Source organism: Pontibacter sp. Tf4, assembly GCF_014212495.1.
GTDB lineage: Bacteria > Bacteroidota > Bacteroidia > Cytophagales > Hymenobacteraceae > Pontibacter.
The window spans coordinates 109,477-127,661 of the sequence record NZ_JACKZC010000008.1 but is presented as its reverse complement, the minus strand read 5'-3'; the positions used below and the strand labels follow the sequence as shown (position 1 = coordinate 127,661).

Below are 18,185 nucleotides of genomic sequence, written 5' to 3'. Positions count from 1 at the left end.
CTATTAACCGGCTATAGTTTGTAAGACAGCAGCAGCGAGTAGCTCGTAATACGGGTAGAGTGCATGTTGAAGTGCGATATACCGTTGTTTCTTTCGTAGCGTGCTTCCAGGGAGAGTGGCTTGCCAAAAACCGGGTAGGACAGACCGGCACCGCCAATCAGGCCCAGCGCAAAATTACGGTAATCATCATCTTCCAGCAGTTTTTTAGAGCTGGTGCGGCTTGTTCCACCCAGGGAAGTAGTTGTTTTGGTCTCCGAATCTTTCGCTATGATCACGTTTACTACCGGACCGAAGTGCAGGTACGGACGCAGGGTGCCGCGCGGGTAAGAATAGCGTAGCATCACCGGTATTTTCAGGTGTTTAACGTCCAGCCAGTTCTCTGTGGTGGTGGTGCCTGGTATGGTCGGGTTATCACCGGTGTTGCCCTCATAATAGAGAGATGTAAACAACATTTCCGCCTGCAGCGATATTTTTTCGCTGAACGTAGGCTTGGAGAAGTGGAAGAAGAAACCTGCTATCGGCTTGACAGAATTGTCTTTGAACAGATGTTCTTCGCCATCTACTGTAAAGGAAAGAGACGAGCTGCTAACACCGGCTACAGCACCAATGCCTACCTTTATCTTCTGTTGCGGCTTGCTGTATTCTTCCTGGCCAACGCATTGGTTGTATTTTTTAACTATAGCTGTCAGCGAGTTATAGCCAAGTACTACTTTGTCGATATCTGCTTCCTTTATGGTGTTGCAATCCATAAAATTATGGAACAGCACAGGTTTGTATAGTTCGCGGCGCATGAGCATGGTATTTCCGTACTTATGGCCCTGTTTCATGTTTTTCTGTTTAAAGTCTTCTACACGCAGTTCCTGCAGCGCTGCAGAGCCTTTAGAAATGTAAAAGCGGTCCTGCTGCATGGGGTCGCGCAGGAAATAAAGGTTGGCCTGCCCTTTTACCAGTACTTCGGCAAAAAGGGTCTGCGGTGTGTTCAGGCTGTCAAAAGCAGGTATCAGCTTCGACTGAAACAGTTTCTGCTCCTTATCAAATCCAAATCCTTGTACGTGTTCCGGCCCGAAAGCCTGTTCTGAGGCATTCTGGTTAGCTTTAAAGATCACCACATTGGAGCTTTGCTTCGCTCCCCGGTAATCTACCAGGCCGGTCAGAGTATCGCCGTTCTGCACCAGGTAGCCCGGCCTGAAGTCTTTCTGGGCAAAGCCAGCTGTGCCTACCAATGCCAGTAGGAGGGTAATGTAGAGTTGTTTCATAAAAAGGAGGAAGTGGTTGGTTATAAATTGGAAGTAATGAATGTGTTTTTGCAGTGAAGATATCTGAATATGGTACAATAAGCAAAAACTTATGTCCTAAAACAAAAACGCCCCGCTGAAGTCAGCGGGGCGTTTAAATCTATAGTTGCGTATTCGGTTTTCTTACTTGTTGCCGTCTACTTCTTCGTAATCCACATCGGTTACGCCGCCATCGTTGGCTGCGCCTTGCGGACCGCCAGCCTGGCCATTGCCACCAGCCTGTGCACCGGCAGCGCCTTCCTGTCCGGCTCCGGCTGCGTACATCTCCTGCGATGCAGCGCTCCAGGCGTTATTCAGGGCTTCCATGGCAGCATCAATACCAGCTACATCCTTCGCGCCGTGGGCTGTTCTCAGTTTGCCCAGTGCATCTTCAATGGCTGATTTGTTGCCGGCCGACAGCTTATCACCATACTCTTTCAGCTGTTTTTCGGTCTGGAAGATCATAGAGTCGGCTGCGTTCAGCTTCTCGATCTCTTCCTTCGCTTTTTTATCAGCTTCGGCGTTGGCTTCGGCTTCCTTACGCATACGCTCGATCTCTTCTTCGCTCAGACCAGAAGAAGCCTCGATGCGGATCTTCTGTTCTTTGCCAGTAGCTTTATCTTTAGCCGTTACGTGCAGGATACCGTTGGCATCAATATCAAATGTTACCTCGATCTGCGGAACACCACGTGGTGCTGGTGGAATACCATCCAGGTGGAATCTACCAATGGTGCGGTTGTCGCGGGCCATCGGGCGCTCACCCTGCAGTACGTGGATCTCTACTGACGGCTGGTTATCAGATGCCGTAGAGAATGTCTCCGATTTCTTGGTTGGTATAGTTGTGTTTGACTCGATCAGTTTGGTCATTACACCACCCATCGTCTCGATACCCAGTGAAAGCGGCGTTACGTCCAGCAGCAGTACATCTTTTACTTCACCTGTCAGTACACCACCCTGAATGGCAGCACCAATGGCAACTACCTCATCCGGGTTCACACCTTTCGATGGCTTCTTACCGAAGAACTTCTCAACCTCTTCCTGTACTTTCGGGATACGGGTAGAACCACCTACCAGGATCACTTCATCAATGTCGGAAGTAGAAAGGCCTGCATCCTGTAATGCACGCTTGCAAGGCTCCATCGAACGGCGGATCAGATCATCAGCCAGCTGCTCGAATTTAGCTCTTGTTAACTTACGAACAAGGTGCTTTGGCACACCGTCAACCGGCATAATGTATGGCAGGTTGATCTCAGTTTCGTTAGAAGAAGAAAGCTCGATCTTTGCTTTTTCAGCTGCTTCTTTCAGACGCTGCAGGGCCATTGGGTCCTTGCGCAGGTCAATGCCTTCGTCGTTCTTGAATTCGTCGGCCAGCCAGTTAATGATCACCTGGTCAAAGTCGTCGCCACCCAGGTGTGTATCACCGTTGGTAGAAAGTACTTCAAACACGCCATCACCCAGCTCCAGGATCGAAATATCAAACGTACCGCCACCTAAGTCGAATACCGCGATCTTCTGATCTTTGTGCTTCTTGTCCAGGCCGTAAGCAAGGGCAGCAGCAGTAGGCTCGTTAATGATACGCTTTACTTCAAGACCTGCAATCTGGCCGGCTTCTTTGGTTGCCTGGCGCTGTGCATCGTTAAAGTAAGCTGGTACTGTAATAACCGCTTCGGTTATAGTTGTGCCTAAGTAATCTTCAGCTGTAGCCTTCATTTTCTGAAGTACCATTGCCGAGATCTCCTGTGGTGTGTACTGGCGGTCGCCGATCTCCACGCGGATGGTGTTGTTGGCACCCTGTACTACCTTGTAAGATACCTGTTTTGCTTCTTCGCTAACCTCGTTGTAGCTGTGGCCCATAAAACGCTTGATCGAAGCGATCGTGTTCTGCGGGTTTGTGATTGCCTGGCGCTTGGCAGGATCACCTACTTTGCGCTCGCCGTTACCGTTATCCAAGAATGCAACGATAGACGGAGTTGTTCTGCGGCCTTCGCTGTTAGGTATAACCACCGGCTCGTTACCTTCCATTACGGCAACGCAGGAGTTGGTTGTACCCAAGTCAATACCTATTATTTTTCCCATTCTATAGTTTTATTTATAGTTTCTAAACTTAAAAAATTCTATTCAGTTGATAGCATTCTATCAACCAATATGCCAAGCCCGGAAACGGAGGTTTTTTATGTCATTCTGTCACGAAGCATAACGATAGCCACAGAATTGGCTGACTATAGTTGTGGCTGACAAACCTGCCTGCGACATATTTACCTGCTATAGTGCTATAGTTGGCCAGATGGAATTGGGGAGGGTATAAAAAACAAAAGCTCCGTTACGACAAGTAACAAGAGCTAATGTTCACTTTAACACCTAAAACACATTCGTGTGAAAGCATTGGTGCCCTTAAAACCTGCACCGGAAGCAGGCTGAAGGATGCTTTCATTTACAAGAGTACCTATAGGTGCAAAAGGGTTGCAAGCCCCTGAAAAAAAATATTAGTTAGCCGGGCTGAGGTGCAGCGAGCTTTTGCCGGCAGTGCGTAAAGTGCTCAGATTATCCTGCACAGGCGGGTTTGGCACAGATAGAAATACGGAATCTTTCTGAAAATAAGCTGCCAGGCCACGGTTGATCCACTCCATGTCGATGCCGGGGTTTTGCCTGTCGGAGCGGGCGATGATGTCGTGAAAGAAAATGGTTTTGGGAATGGCTGGCAGTGGCGGTACGTCACACACCCGGCAGTCAGCATCCTGTAACAAACTATAGCGTTGGGTAAGTGCTTTGTCGTAAGCCTTTGCTTTGCCCGAAAGCAGGTCTACATACGCTGTGCTGATGTTGCTATCGATGCTCACCACACTTAACAGGAACATGAGTAAAGCTATAGTTGGAATTACGGGAGAAGTGTGGCGCAGGGAAGTGAGCCGGGAACTATACTTTTGAATGCCGGTCTGCAGCACATAAAACCACCCGAACAGGAAGAAAAAATAGATCACATTCTCCAGGCGCGGGGTAGGCCGCTCGCCCGTAGACCAGGCAAAAGCAAAGTTCATCAGGAAAATAGTAGCCAGGTAGAATACGATTGTCAGCCACAGGTTTGCTGCGAATACACGGCTGTGTTTATAGTTGTGGGCCAGCGGCAACCCAAAGTATAGCAGGTAAATAATTGAAGCAGCCAGCACCGGCAGCAGCCAGCGGTAAAAAGTTAGCACTGTCATAAACCCGCCATATACTACAGACCAGATCAATTTGCCGCCGTTCGGGTGTTCGTGCATGCGGTTAAAGTTGCCCGGCGCCAGCACTGCTACCAAACAGCTGCTAACGCAAACTATAAACAGCACCAACAAATAGGGCCGCAACTCCGTGTTTTTAAGGTTAATTATAGTTACAAAGCCTATGGTTGTGCATGTTATGACCAATGCCATTTCATTAGAGCCCACTATGGCAACTATAAGGATAGCTATTAGGCCTGTGTAAAGTTTCCTGGCCGCCACTTGCTGTGTGCGGAAGAATTTAAGAAGCAGCCCTAGCATGCCTATAAGCAAGATGTTGGGCAACTGGTAGGTAGCGTACGTCGAGAAAAAGTAAAAGCCTTCGGAGGGGCTGGGCAACTGCAGCAAGTACAGCACCACCAGCATAGCGGCCAGCGCCAGGCTATAGTTTATACTGAAAACCTGCCTACTTACTACCCGAACTATATAGTAAACAGCAGCACTGAACAGGAGCAATAGCACCAGAACATATCCTTTATAAGCTACCACCGAGTCATAGATCATCGGGTTGATGCGAAACAGGGTGATGGTGCTGAAGTACCGCCCCGTCCAGGTCATGTAAAACTGCTCCAGCACGGTGAGGTAATCCAGGCGCTTGTCGCGCACGGCAAAACTGAAATCGTCGGCGGCAGGGTGCGTGTACATGGACAGCAACAGGAAAGGCAGCAGTGTGTACACACTTGAACAGATCAGTAAGAAAATGATGGAAGTGCGGGTGCGGTTTTCCTGTGGCAGCAAAGGCATCGGGTTTATAGTTGGCTGCTTTAAATGTACTAAGTTTTAGCGGCAGATGAAAAGGCCGGACCTGTGCTATAGTTTGTGCGGAAACTATAGATATAAAAAAAAGCTCCCCCAGCAGGGGAGCTCTTCCTAAACCATAAAACCATTTTGTAAGCTTTAACGCGTAATCATCATTCTGTTGGCTGTAGTTCTACCATTCTCGGTGATGCGGTACAGGTAGGTGCCGCTTGGCAGGCGGCTGCCATCAAACTGCAGCGCGTGACGGCCGGCAGGATGCTTTTCGGTAAGTAATGTCTGTATTTTGCGGCCCATCACATCAAACACCTCTACCGATACCGGGCCTTCTGCAGTAACAGAATAAGTAATAGTACTCAGGCCGGTACTTGGGTTCGGGTAAGCATAGCTCTCTTCCCATTGCATGCCTGCCGTCTGCAGTGCTGATGAAGAGGTAGTGGCCAGTGGCTGCGTAACGTTGTTCCAGCTGGCGTGGGTTCGGGTAACTATAACGGCAAATTCGGCGCGGGTAACATTCTGAAGTGGCTTAAAGGTGGCATGCAGTTTCGGGAAAAGATCCAGCGGGCCCTGCGTTACACTATAGTAAGCATTTATCAAGCCTAACTCCAGGGCTACGCTTACATATCCTTCCAAACCAGCTGGTATCTGTTTGGCATCCTCGATCGGGATCTGTTTACCATCTACGGTAACCGTTACGGTTTTTCCGTTGCGTTCGAGGGCAAACTCCTGCAAGCCCAATGCCTGCACCAGCGAGTAAGCCAGACTGACCCTGTTCACGTTGCCTGTCGGCGAGAACTTACCTGTGCTGGTTGGCAGCATTACGCCGTTGTAAGCATAAAGTCGGTCTCTCAGTGCAGCGCCTTTGGCCGCCACCGATTCGCCTAACAGTACTTCACTACCTTTCAGGTCGGAGAAGGTAACAGCGCCGTTGGTTGGCAGGAACTGGCGGATGCCCTGGCCCATCAGCAGGTAATCGGCTAACTGGATGCGTTTTAAATACTCGTCTGGTTTATAGCTTCCGTTAAGGCCATCTACTAGGCGTGCGCCCACAGCCATTTTAATAGATGCTTCTGCCGGGTGGCCGGCAATATCGTTCAGGCCGCTGGTACCGGTTACGCGCTGCACATTCAGGGTGCCGTTTATAGTTTCAGGTAAGGCTATGCCATTCAGTCCTTCTACTTTCAGGGTCCAGGTGCCGGGTGCCGGAGCGGCTACAGCAACGCCTCTGTCATAATACAAGGCAAAGGCAACAGGTATGCCTGCGCGGTATTCACTGCCGTCGGGGCCCAACAGGATAAGGTTAACCGGGTTACCGGTCTGGCCTAATAAACCGCCGGCATCAATCTTGGCTTCTATGCTGTTGGTGCCTTCTGCAACAGTAAAAGTGATCTGGTTTGTAGCCGTAAGCAGCGGGTTATAATCTATTGTAAACGGTGTGGTTTCGGAGCTGGTGTTTACCTTGCTGCTGAAGTTGCGGGTATAGTTGGCGTAAGTTCCATAAGTACTGTTGCGGAAAATATGATCTACGGCGGCATAGGCATTTACATAACCTGCACCCACTTCCCACGACTCATGGCCTGGCATATTGGTAGCTGTTTTCTGCAATATCTCTTTCACCTGCGCTGGCGATAACGATGGATTGGCCTCCAGCATCAGGGCAACTATACCGGCGGCATGTGGGGTAGCCATGGAGGTACCGCTCATGTGGGTGTAGAATGGTACGTGCGCCGGGTCTAATTTCTCTACATCCTGCTGCACTTCCAGGGAGGCAACTGGGCCGATAACTCTCGTAGAAACAATGTCTACACCAGGTGCAACTATAGTTGGTCTGTTTTCAAAAGTCCAGGTTTCGCCATCTATAGTAAATGTGCCGCCTTCGCCTTTCACACCTCTCGATGAGAAATCAGCCAGACGACCGTCTTTATCACCGGCGCCAACCGAAATTACCCAGGGCGCAATAGCATACGGGTTGTGCGTATCAGAGCTCGGACCATCGTTACCGGCTGCAAAAAGCGACACAATGCCACGGTCGTAAGCAATTTTAGAAGCCACGTTTACCGGGTTGTTCGGGTCAAAATCGCCGCTTGTACCCCATGAGTTAGAGATAACGCGGATGCCGTACTGGTACTGGTGCGTAAGGGCATAATCGAAACCTCCAATCGCATCCAGTACAAACAAGGCAGCGCCTGAACCATAGCCGATCAGGTGTGCACCGGGAGCAGCGCCCTCATATAAACCACCGGATTTTGCACCTGTGCCGCCAACAGAGCCGGCGCAATGTGTGCCGTGACCAGAGTTATTGTCAGTGTTTGGTACGTTTTCCAGCCATGTTACCGGTAGCATAGCGTCCAGTGAGTTAAGGTTAGTGGCACCTAACACGTTCTGCACCAGGTGCGTCCCGAATTTAAGGTCGTCGTGTGTACCATCCACACCACTGTCGTTGATCATCACGCCTACACCTTTACCTGAAACGGGCATGCCATTATTGCGTGCAGTCATTTCCTTATCGGTGCGTATTTTCCGCACGCCGGTTAAGTGTGTGCCGTTATAGTTGAAGTAAGTAAGTTTTTTGTTGAGGTAGACGGAGCGTACTGCAGGGTTTTGCTCCAGGGCTGCAATTTGCGAAGCAGTGGCCAGTACGCCTGCAATAGGTAACGACTTGAATGTTACGCCTTTGGTAATGCCAAGTGTGTTAAGCAGTTGCAGGTGAGTAGGAGTAGGAGCAGTATTACCGTGGAAGGTCACGATAACCCCGACAGAGCCGGTAGTGGTTTGCAGCAAGCTCTTCAGCTCGCTATCCAGTTTATTTTGTGCGCTTATGTTACCCGTCAGAAAGAAGCATAACATAATAAGACTTAAAATTTTAGTCATAGGTAAGGTGAGTTAAAAGTGTTACATAATATTGAAATAATTATAAAATTAGGGTTTATTAGTGTTGTATTGTTTAAGGTTGCGCTTAAAGTAGACTTGTACTATGCTTGTTTAAACATCGTTGAGAAATAAGAGATAAAAAATGCTGAATGGTAATTAAAATGCTGTTAATTAGATTTTTAGGAAGGTTGTAGGGATGTAAATATTACAGGATGGGGCAATTGCCAAATATGAACTGAAGCAGCAATAGAGGCAAACTATAGTTTTTATGTTAAACAAAAATAGTTATATTATTAATTAGCATTTTTAAATTAAAGAGATAGGTTTTACGGAGTTGAAATGCAATAACTGAAAGGAGTAAAGGCTATAGTTGCCGGATAGTTAGCGAGGATGCTGAGGGGTTTAAAATAAAAGTGGCAGCCATATACTGGCTGCCACTTTCGTATAGTTAACTATAGTTTGTTAGGGTTTTAGCTAATCCAGATGTTTCTTCAGAAACTCGATAGCTAATTTATGTGCATCTTCTGCGGCCTGTTTGTCATACTTCGGGTTGCTGGGGTTGGCGAAGGCGTGTACGGCATCATACATTTTTATAGTTACCTTTTTATCCGCCTGCTTCATTTTCTGCTCAAAATCAGCCACAACTTCCGGGGTAATGGAGCCATCCTGTTTTGCGAAGATGCCCAGTACAGGGGCGTCCAGTTTTTTGAGTCGTTCCACGTCGCGCTCCGGCATGCCATAGTAAATAACAGCAGCCTCGGCTTTATCGCCGGCCTCTATGGCTGCCTGCAACGACCAGCTACCACCAAAGCACCAGCCTATAGTTGCTATGTCCGGGTCTTTACCGGCGTAGGCAATCGCTCCGTTTATAATGGCTTTGCCGCGCTCCGGCGTAACCGACTGCATGTATTCCACGGCTTTCTCGCGTTCTGCAGCCACACGGCCATCATACAGGTCCAGGGCCAGCACGTTTACGTTACCGAGTTCTTTTGCCAGTCGCTCGGCTTCCTGTTTTATATAATCGTTCAGGCCCCACCACTCATGGAAAACAAGCAGGTAATCATCGGTCTTTTTAGGTGCTTTTATTTCGTAGGCACTGCCGGTTTTGCCATCAGGTGTTTTAAAGGTCACCATTTTGCCTTTCTGGTTCTGCAGGGTAAAGGGTAGCGGGTTGTCGTGCTTCGCCTGAAAGTTTTTATCGCTGCCCAGCATGGCAAACTGTGTGGTAGCATCGGAGGCTGGTTTTGCGCAGCAGCTCATTTTTTGCTGGGCAAAAGCCACAGGCATGCTCAGCAGTAAAATAACAAAAACGAAGAATAGCTTTTCCATAGGTTTATAGTTTAGTGATTACTCATAATTCATTACCCGCTACTCATTACAGATTACTCAACCTCCTGTTTCCGGCTGTTACGTTTTCTGCTGGCCCGCTTTACATACACCGCCGAAGGCCCTTTGTCGTCTTCTTTCCGGATCGTGAACAGGTCTTTATGGGCTTTTATAAGTTGAAGCAATTGTCCATAGCCAAAGGTGCGCGGGTCGAAGCTGGGGTCGAGCTGGCGCAGGTTTACACCTATGGCTCCCAGGTGTGCCCAGCCATCTTCGTCGGCAGCCATACTAAAGGCTTCTTTTAGCAACGGTATCGGGTTTGGCCTTGCGTGTCCGTTACCATTTTCCGGTGATTTCTCAGCTTCCGCGATCTGTTTTTCTTCAATATTATCCACCAGGTTTTCGGTGAAGATGAAAATATTGCAGGCATTCACGAACGGCTTCGGTGTTTTGCGCTGCCCGATGCCCATTACAAAAATGCCGGCTTCTCTTATTCTGGTTGCCAGTCGGGTATAGTCAGAGTCCGACGAAACGATACAGAAACCGTCTACCAGCCCGCTGTGCAGCAGGTCCATGGCATCAATAATTAGAGCTGAGTCGGTGGCGTTTTTTCCGATGGTGTAGCGGAACTGCTGGATGGGTTGTATGGCGTGATTGTTCAGGCATTCTTTCCAGCCGTTCATTTGTGGGGTGGTCCAGTCGCCGTATATTCTACGGATGGTTATCTGGCCGTATTTTCCGGCTTCGGCCATTAACTTAACTATAAGGCTGGGTTGTGCATTATCGCCATCTATCAGTATAGCCAGGCGGTGTTTCTTTTTTTCAGGATAAGGGTTTCTCATGTATAGGGTATTAGTTGGCGGCTGTTTGCGGCCTGTATTGTAGCTGTTTGATTTTTATAGTATACTTATACGTTGGAGCGAAGTTGTGGCTGTAAAATTCCGGGTGCTGCTGCTCAGGAAGTTATAGTTTGTTTGCTCAACATCCTTGCCTTAGTTAAGGTATAGTTAAAGCATTTATACTTCTCTTATGAACCTGAACTTCATGAAAAAGACGCTTTATACGGTGGCATCGGTTTGCTGCCTGGCAATGCCTGCTGCGCGTGCACAGGTGTTTAAAGCCGAAGAGCCACTGGCCCACACCTATTCTATAGTTGCCCGCGACCCTGAGACCGGCGAGATGGCTGTGGGCGTACAGAGTCATTGGTTTTCGGTGGGTACGGCTGTGCCTTGGGTAGAGGCCGGGGTTGGTGTGGTGGCTACACAATCTTTCACAAACAAGTCGTTTGGTTTGCGCGGACTGGAGCTTTTAAAACAAGGCAAAACCCCGGAAGAAGCCCTGGCTATCCTTTTAAAAGATGATGAGGGGCGTGAAGTGCGCCAGGTTTCCATTTTGGATGCGCAGGGCCGCGTGGCGACGCATACCGGTAAAAACTGCATCCGCTATGCCGGGCATATTACGGGCAAAAACTTCTCGGTGCAGGCCAACATGATGCTGACCGACAAAGTGTGGCCGGCCATGGCAAAAGCATTCGAGCAAAGTACGGGCAAGCCACTGGCTGAGCGTGTGTTGCTGGGCATGCAGGCAGCCGAACGCGAAGGAGGTGATATCCGGGGCAAGCAATCAGCAGTTCTAATGGTGGTAAAAGGTAAAAAAACAGACCAGCCCTGGGATGATGTAACGATAGATCTGCGCGTAGACGATCATGAAAAGCCGCTGGATGAATTAGCAAGACTTCTGAAAGTATACCGTGCTTACGAACACATGAACAACGGCGACCTTGCCGTAGAAAAAGGTCAGATGGACAAAGCCATGGAAGAGTATGGTAAAGCCGAAACCATGTTCCCGAACAACCTCGAGATGAAATACTGGCACGCCATTACCTTAGCCAACAACGGAGATATTAACGGTGCAGCCAAACTGCTCCGCGAAGTTTACAAGAAAGACGATAACTGGAAAGAACTCACCACCCGCTTACCGGAAGTTGGCTTACTCACCTTAAAGCCGCAGGATTTGAAAAAGATTATGGAAGTGAAGTAGGAGAGTGTTCCTTACGCTGAATTTTTGATTATGAAGAAGTTTATTCTTAAAGCTGAGAACCTAACAGACTGGCTTTCATTCCATAAAGAATTTAAAAGAGTTTTGGGATTTCCAGAATATTATGGAGAAAATATGAATGCATGGATAGACTGTTTGGATGAATTATCTGCTGAGGAGCAAATTCTAATTCATATTGAAAATGGTAAACTTCTAAAAGAAATAGCTCCTGAAATACTTGAAGCATTACTTGAACGAGCGGCATTTATCAATTATCGCAAAATTGATGTTGGTGAAAGCCCTTCTTTATTGATTTCCATTAATATTTAGATCAAAAGTATACTTAAGAATAACAGCATACATAGACCTTTAATTTAGAATACTATCGCTGCTCTTCCGGACATCCTTGTCCGGAAATAAACCTGCTGGGGACATCCTTGTCCCCGCTTTACGAATAACGTGGACGTCTGGAGCAGATGGGTTTCGGACAAGGATGTCCGAAACAGCAGTTGCATAAAACTACACCTAACCCCGACAAACTATAAAATCTGCAGGAAAGTAAAAGTATAGCCTTATCTATATGTTATAACTCCGAAAACATTTTTCTAACTTATAGGCACAAACAAAACAACCTAACTAAACAACTCACCTACATAATGTTATTTAAGAACAGACTACGTCACTGGCTGTTGGCTGCTGCAACTATAGCAGCTGTGCCCGCCATGGCAAACAACCCCGTTGCACCTTCCGATTCTGCAACTATAAAGCAGATCTACGACAACGCCCTGACCAGCACCAAAAGCTACGAAGACCTGCGTTACCTTACCAAGAACATTGGCGCGCGCCTGAGTGGCTCGCCGCAAGCTGCCGCTGCCGTAGAGTGGGGCAGACAGGTAATGAACAAGATGGGCCTCGACAGGGTGTATCTACAGGAAGTAATGGTGCCACATTGGGTGCGCGGCGATAAAGAGATTGGCCGCATCCTGAGCGGACAGGTTGGCTCTACGGATGTAAATATTGCAGCGCTTGGCTCTTCAATAGGCACCGGCGAAAGCGGCCTTACTGCCGAAGTAGTGGAAGTACACAACTTTGAAGAACTGGAGAAACTGGGCAAGAAAAAAGTAAAGGGCAAGATCGTTTTCTTTAACCGTGCTTTCGATAACACCCACGTACAGACGATGGCGGCCTATAGTGGCGCAGTTGATCAGCGTGGCGGTGGCCCGGTGGCTGCTGCAAAACTGGGTGCTGTAGCGGTTATAGTTCGATCTATGGCCAACGAGATTCAGGAGGTACCCCACACAGGCAACACGCGTTACCAGGATGGCGTTGATAAAATTCCGGCTGCAGCTATCAGTACAAAAGGCGCTGAACTGCTGAGCAAACAACTTAAGAACGATCCGAACCTGAAGTTTTACATGCGCATGACCTGCGAGAACCTGCCGGAAGTGCTGTCTTACAATGTGATCGGGGAACTGAAAGGCACTGAAAAACCGGATGAAATTATAGTTGTTGGCGGCCACCTGGATTCATGGGATCTGGGCGAAGGCGCGCACGACGATGGAACTGGTGTTGTGCAATCCATGGAAGTGCTGCGTCTGTTTAAGGATCTTGGTATCAAGCCAAAAAGAACTATACGTGCTGTGCTGTATATGAACGAAGAGAACGGTTTACGCGGTGGTCGTAAGTACGCTGAAGAAGCCAAAGCAAAAGGCGAGAACCATATTGCAGCCATTGAGTCGGATGCCGGTGGATTTACCCCACGCGGTTTCGGAATGGAGGCCACTCCAGCCCAGATACAGAAAGCACTGACCTGGAAACCATTGCTGACTCCTTACGGCCTGCACGAGATCGGTGCCGGACACGGTGGCGCTGACATTGGCCCGCTGAAAGGACAGGGTACCGTAGCCCTTATCGGTTTTAAACCCGATTCACAACGTTACTTCGATTACCACCACACCGATATCGACACCTTTGAAACCGTAAACCGCCGCGAAATGCAGTTAGGTGCTGCCTCCATGGCATCGCTGGTTTACCTGATCTCGCAGTACGGTTTGTAGATTTGGAGATTTGAGAATTTGGAGATTTGAAGATGGATCTCCGAGCTATAGAAAATGCCTGTTTTGGTTATCCAAGGCAGGCATTTTTTTTGTCTGAATCAGGATTTACAGGATTTTAGGATCTACAGGATGAGTTTTTACTGTTTCCTGGGGCCAGTATCCAGCTGGTGCCACCCAGTGGGTGCGAGTCTCTAGACTTGCTGGGCTATAGTTGCATTGTAAAGTTAATCCGGTCCAAACCTGTAAGTTTCATAGCGGAGACGCAAGGTATTGCGTCTCTACATTCCATAAAATTCCCATTAATCCTCCGCTAGTGCGAGCTTGTAGCTCGTACTGTTTTAATTGTGTAATTAAAGCACGAGCTACAAGCTCGCGCCAGTGGCAGCCTATGCTTTTTCAATAAAATATATCTAATTTCATACTACGGTAGCAGTAGCGAACTATCGCCGTAGCTCAGAAATCTATAGTTGTTATCCAACGCGTGTTGGTAAATCTTTCTCCAATTCTCGCCAATCAACGCTGAAACTAACAGTAACAGCGTACTTTCCGGCTGGTGGAAATTGGTAACCAATCCACTGCAGATCCTGAAACTATAGCCGGGCGCAATGATGATCTGGGTGCTGGCGTGCAGGTGGTTTGTGTTATAGTTAGTCATGTAGTTCAGAAGAGCGGTTAAAGCTTCGGCTGGAGTGGGCAGATCACTCTTTTCATAAGCAAACCACTGGGTAATGTGCAGCTGATCTTTTGGCAGGTCTGGTTGCTGGTATACTTTGACACCCAGCCAATACAAACTCTCCAGAGAACGCATACTGGTAGTACCCACCGGAATAACTGGTTTGCCTTGCTCCACCTGATGCAGGAGCTGAACTATAAAATCTTTGGTCAGGTATAGTTGTTCGGCGTGCATCTCGTGCGCTTCCATTACATCAGCCTTAACTGGCTTAAAGGTGCCCGCGCCAACGTGCAGTGTTAAGTAAGCGGTAGTGATGCCTTTGGCTTTTATAGTTGCCATTACCCTGTCGGTAAAGTGCAGGCCGGCAGTTGGGGCAGCTACGGCGCCTTCCTGATTGGCATAAATGGTCTGGTAACGGGTACGGTCGTCGGGGGTGAGGTCGCGGTTTAAGTATGGAGGCAGGGGCAGTTTGCCACAGCGTTCCAACACTTCTGCAAAGGTTAAATTGGCTGGCTCCCAGGCAAAGTTTATAAGGAAATGTCCGTCCTGTTGTGCCTCACGCTCCGCTGTTATAGTTCCGCCATCAAAGTGCACGTATAGTTTGCCGCTTTTCCAGCGCTTGTTATTTCCAACTAAACACTTCCAGGTACAGCCTTCTGTTTGCTGCATGGCCAACTGCACTTCGGCGTGTGGTTTTACAGGCTCCAGGCAAAAAATCTCAACTATACCACCTGTCTCTTTCTGAAAAAGCAATCGCGCCTGCACCACCTTGGTATCGTTAAAAACCAGTAAGGTATCGGCAGGCAAAAGGTCCGGTAAATCAGTAAAGGTATGGTCAGCTATAGTTCCGCTTTTATAGTACAGTAGCTTAGATTGGTCGCGCTCAGGTAGCGGGAATTTGGCAATTCGGTCGTCTGGCAGCTCGTACACAAAATCTTTTATCGCCAGCTTTTTAGGATCGGACATTTTTATAGTTAAGAGTTTAGAGTTATGAGTTAAGAGTTGTGTGGAGTCATGTTTAGTTAACTGTTCACCTTTAACTCTTAACTGATTACCGGCTGTTTTCAGCGCTTTCTTCCAGGTCGTTCAGTTCCAGGGTCAGGGCGTTTACGGATATCTGAATTTCGCGGAGCGCTAACGCCAATGATATCAGTAAAAGCAAAAGGCTTAGCCCGAATACATATTTTCCTATGGTCTCGTAGCCTGCAAATAAGACAAACATACAGAACACACAGCCGAATATACTGGCTATGCCAAATGCCTGCATGTTGCGGATCAGTAACAGCCGTGTTCTGAGGTTTTCTATCTGCCCGTAAACGATATGGCTTTGTGTGGTGGCATACCGCTGCTTTAAACTCCTGATCAGGCCAGCGAGGGCCAGAAAACGGTTGGTATACGCCAGCAGCAACAACGAAATAGCCGGAAACAGCAGGGCAGGAGTAGTCAGGGTGATTTCCATGGGCAAGCTATAGTTGTGCTACTGTATGCTTTTCAGAAAGTCCTCATCCAGCGGCTCGTCATCATCGTCCTGCTGGGCATGGTGCTCAAAATCTATAGCTGTCAGCAGTTCCAGACCTTCGATCATCAGTTCGTCCAGTTCTTCTTTGGCACCTGCATCCAGTGTGGCTTCAAACAGGGCGAGTATCTGCTGACGCTCTTCATTCACAAATATTTCGTGGTACAGGTTATCAAATACCGCAATCTTTTTCTGCACGATCTTGTCGATCTCCTTGGAGCTTTTGGCTCTAATGGCATCCTGGAGTACCTGCAGCGCCTCTACGCTGGTTTCGTTATCGGCCAGCCGGGTATAGGCTTTTACAAAGGCAATCGCAACCCCCAGCCGTACGCGCTCAAACAGGAAATTGAGTTCCTGCGTTGGTTTTTGTGTTTTCGTGTAGTTGCGGTATTCGGCTTCAAACTTCTGATACACATTGGTAGCACCTTCTTCAAAAACCTGCGGGTTCTCGGTGTCATAGGCGGTTTCAAGTAATAGCTGTAGGTTTCTGGCGCTCATAGTTCATGGTTTATAGTTTGCAAAGGTAGTAGTTTCGGTTTAAATCATAGTTTACGCCAAAATGGTTCTTTTATTTCTGATGATCAGTTGGTTTGTAGTAAAGTTTGGTATGAAATGAGAAATCTATCACAGCTTATAGTTTGTAAAGACCTAGCAGGGTGCGCAGCTCCTGCTAGTGTCTGGTGCTATAGTTGACTTTGCCTACAACTCGACACAAGCCGTTTATTTCATAGCTTCTTTTATTCCTGGCAGCTCTATGAACCTATAGTTTTATATTTAGCTTGGCACCCTCCTTGGCCGGGAGGCCCCGTCTTCGGGCATCGCGCGGTGTACATTTCCTTTGCTCGTGCCTCGCAATGCTTTCAGCACCGGAAATCTACAAGGCGCTCAACCCAAAGACTGAGATCATATTCGATAGCTGCTGCCTTAACTATAGTTTCTGAATTGCTCTTGGCTAGAGCAGATCGGTTTTTCTCATGGCTATAGTTCCGTAGGGACAGGTAAACCTGTCCTGCTCTTGGTCTGTAACTATAGAACTATAGTTTAAACTATAGCAGCATCAGAGTTCCCCTCCTTGGATAAGGAGGGGCAGGGGTGGTTGGACCAACCGTAACTATAAAACTATAGCTTAAACTTTAGCAAAGGCAGAAAGTCCCCCTTTGAAGGGGGCAGGGGTGGTTGGACCAAACTTATCTATAAAACTATAGTGGTAACTTTAGGAGAGGCAGTAATTCCCCTCTTGGGAGGGGTAGGGGTGGGTTATTTCTCAACTATAGAACTATAGCCTAAACTATAGCAACAGCCCAAATCCTGAAAATCCTTCAATCCTGTAAATCCTGATCCAGACAAAGCAAAAACTCCCGGCAACTATACAGTTACCGGGAGTTTTAAACTATAAGATCACCTGCAAACCTACCATACCCACTGCGGACACAGCACTTTGGCGGCGTTGTTCAGCTTAAAACCGACTACAACTTCGTGGCTACCGGCGCTTACGCGGCTCATGCTGGAGGTAGCAACTTCATAAGAATAACCCACATCAAACAGGTGGTTCAGGTTTACGCCGGCCATTACTGCCCAGGCATCGTTGTGGCGGTACGAAACGCCACCCCAAACATACTGTGCATACAAGGCCCGCAGGTTCAGATCGATGGCGGGCGTCGTGTTGCCGGTTGCCTTAACCATGATGGATGGAACGACTGCCAGATCAGGAGACGTCTGGAAACGTAAACCGGCGGTGCCGTAAAAGTGTGGCTCCAGGTTCATGGCCGGATCATCAGAAGCAACAATTTCCTGCTTGCTCTTCAGCAGTTGCATGCCCGACAAACCCACATAGAAGTCAGGGCTGTACAACCATAAACCAACACCTACATCCACTTTCGTAGCCGATAAGTTGCCGCCTACCAGGTAGGGGTCGCTTGGGTCGAGTACCTGCGCGCGGTTTACATCCACGTTGTACTGCGTTAAGCCGCCTGCCAAGCCGCTTGACAGTGTAATGTAGCGGGTAAGCGGCTGGTGATACGCGTAGGTCGCATTAAACGTGGAGGTTTTTAGTAAGCCCGCCTGATCTACCTGTACTACAGCGCCTACTCCATGGTGCGGCACCGCCTTTTTATAGCTGTTGCGACTTGAGAAGCCATACTTGTTCGACTTCCTGGACTTAGGAGAAGTCTTGGCATTATCGGGGTTGCCGATGGAGCCATGAAAGGTAACATAAAACGTTTCTGGAGCACCTTCCACCCCAGCCCACTGGCCACGGTAACTCGTGCGCAGGTCGGCATAACTTTCGATACCACCCACTGCCGGGTTTGTCAGGAAATTGTTTAGCGCATACTGCGTGTACTGGGGGCGCTGCTGCGCCAGTGTGGTGCCTGCTGCGGCAACCAGTGCCACTACTATAGTTAAAATACGTTTCATAGCTGG

13 protein-coding genes are annotated in these 18,185 nt (G+C 48.3%); 3 read left to right on the top strand and 10 right to left on the bottom strand.

What is annotated here, in order from left to right:
* Positions 1–11 precede the first annotated feature (11 nt).
* The 6 genes from H7F15_RS14310 to H7F15_RS14285 all read right to left on the bottom strand — a co-directional run bounded on the left by H7F15_RS14310 (position 12) and on the right by H7F15_RS14285 (position 10,323).
* The gene (locus tag H7F15_RS14310; protein ID WP_185197674.1) at positions 12–1,256 is read right to left on the bottom strand and encodes a porin family protein; all 1,245 of its coding nucleotides are present in this window, start codon (positions 1,254–1,256) and stop codon (positions 12–14) included.
* A gap of 162 nt (positions 1,257–1,418) precedes the next feature.
* A complete protein-coding gene (gene dnaK, locus H7F15_RS14305; protein ID WP_185197673.1) occupies positions 1,419–3,350 on the bottom strand; it encodes a molecular chaperone DnaK in 1,932 nt (643 codons plus the stop codon).
* A gap of 407 nt (positions 3,351–3,757) precedes the next feature.
* On the bottom strand, positions 3,758–5,272 hold the full coding sequence (locus H7F15_RS14300; protein WP_185197672.1) for a DUF6056 family protein: 1,515 nt from the start codon (positions 5,270–5,272) through the stop codon (positions 3,758–3,760).
* Positions 5,273–5,425: 153 nt separating this feature from the next.
* Positions 5,426–8,155 carry a S8/S53 family peptidase gene (locus H7F15_RS14295; RefSeq protein WP_185197671.1) on the bottom strand — a complete coding sequence of 910 codons (2,730 nt, stop codon included), beginning with the start codon at positions 8,153–8,155 and terminating at the stop codon, positions 5,426–5,428.
* A 474-nt stretch (positions 8,156–8,629) separates the two neighbouring features.
* Positions 8,630–9,484, bottom strand: coding sequence for a dienelactone hydrolase family protein (locus H7F15_RS14290; protein WP_185197670.1), 855 nt, complete (start codon positions 9,482–9,484; stop codon positions 8,630–8,632).
* Between the two features lie 53 nt (positions 9,485–9,537).
* Positions 9,538–10,323 (bottom strand): NYN domain-containing protein, encoded by a 786-nt coding sequence (locus H7F15_RS14285; protein WP_185197669.1) that lies wholly within the window; start codon positions 10,321–10,323, stop codon positions 9,538–9,540.
* 202 nt (positions 10,324–10,525) lie between these two features.
* Between H7F15_RS14285 and H7F15_RS14280 the strand changes: the two genes are divergently transcribed.
* From H7F15_RS14280 to H7F15_RS14270, 3 genes are all read left to right on the top strand, one after another.
* Complete coding sequence (locus H7F15_RS14280; RefSeq protein WP_185197668.1) at positions 10,526–11,521, top strand: DUF1028 domain-containing protein; 996 nt, start codon at positions 10,526–10,528, stop codon at positions 11,519–11,521.
* A gap of 30 nt (positions 11,522–11,551) precedes the next feature.
* Positions 11,552–11,848 (top strand): barstar family protein, encoded by a 297-nt coding sequence (locus H7F15_RS14275; protein WP_185197667.1) that lies wholly within the window; start codon positions 11,552–11,554, stop codon positions 11,846–11,848.
* A 326-nt stretch (positions 11,849–12,174) separates the two neighbouring features.
* On the top strand, positions 12,175–13,575 hold the full coding sequence (locus tag H7F15_RS14270) for a M20/M25/M40 family metallo-hydrolase (RefSeq protein WP_185197666.1): 1,401 nt from the start codon (positions 12,175–12,177) through the stop codon (positions 13,573–13,575).
* Between the two features lie 421 nt (positions 13,576–13,996).
* Here the strand turns inward: H7F15_RS14270 and H7F15_RS14265 are convergent, their stop codons facing one another.
* The 4 genes from H7F15_RS14265 to H7F15_RS14250 form a co-directional block, all read right to left on the bottom strand.
* Positions 13,997–15,214: an S-adenosylmethionine:tRNA ribosyltransferase-isomerase gene (locus H7F15_RS14265; protein WP_185197665.1), complete on the bottom strand. Its 1,218-nt coding sequence runs from the start codon at positions 15,212–15,214 to the stop codon at positions 13,997–13,999.
* A gap of 85 nt (positions 15,215–15,299) precedes the next feature.
* On the bottom strand, positions 15,300–15,707 hold the full coding sequence (locus tag H7F15_RS14260) for a DUF2721 domain-containing protein (RefSeq protein WP_185197664.1): 408 nt from the start codon (positions 15,705–15,707) through the stop codon (positions 15,300–15,302).
* Between the two features lie 18 nt (positions 15,708–15,725).
* A complete protein-coding gene (locus tag H7F15_RS14255) occupies positions 15,726–16,262 on the bottom strand; it encodes a hypothetical protein (RefSeq protein ID WP_185197663.1) in 537 nt (178 codons plus the stop codon).
* A 912-nt stretch (positions 16,263–17,174) separates the two neighbouring features.
* Positions 17,175–18,179 carry a type IX secretion system membrane protein PorP/SprF gene (locus tag H7F15_RS14250; RefSeq protein ID WP_185197662.1) on the bottom strand — a complete coding sequence of 335 codons (1,005 nt, stop codon included), beginning with the start codon at positions 18,177–18,179 and terminating at the stop codon, positions 17,175–17,177.
* Between the last annotated feature and the right edge of the window lie 6 nt (positions 18,180–18,185).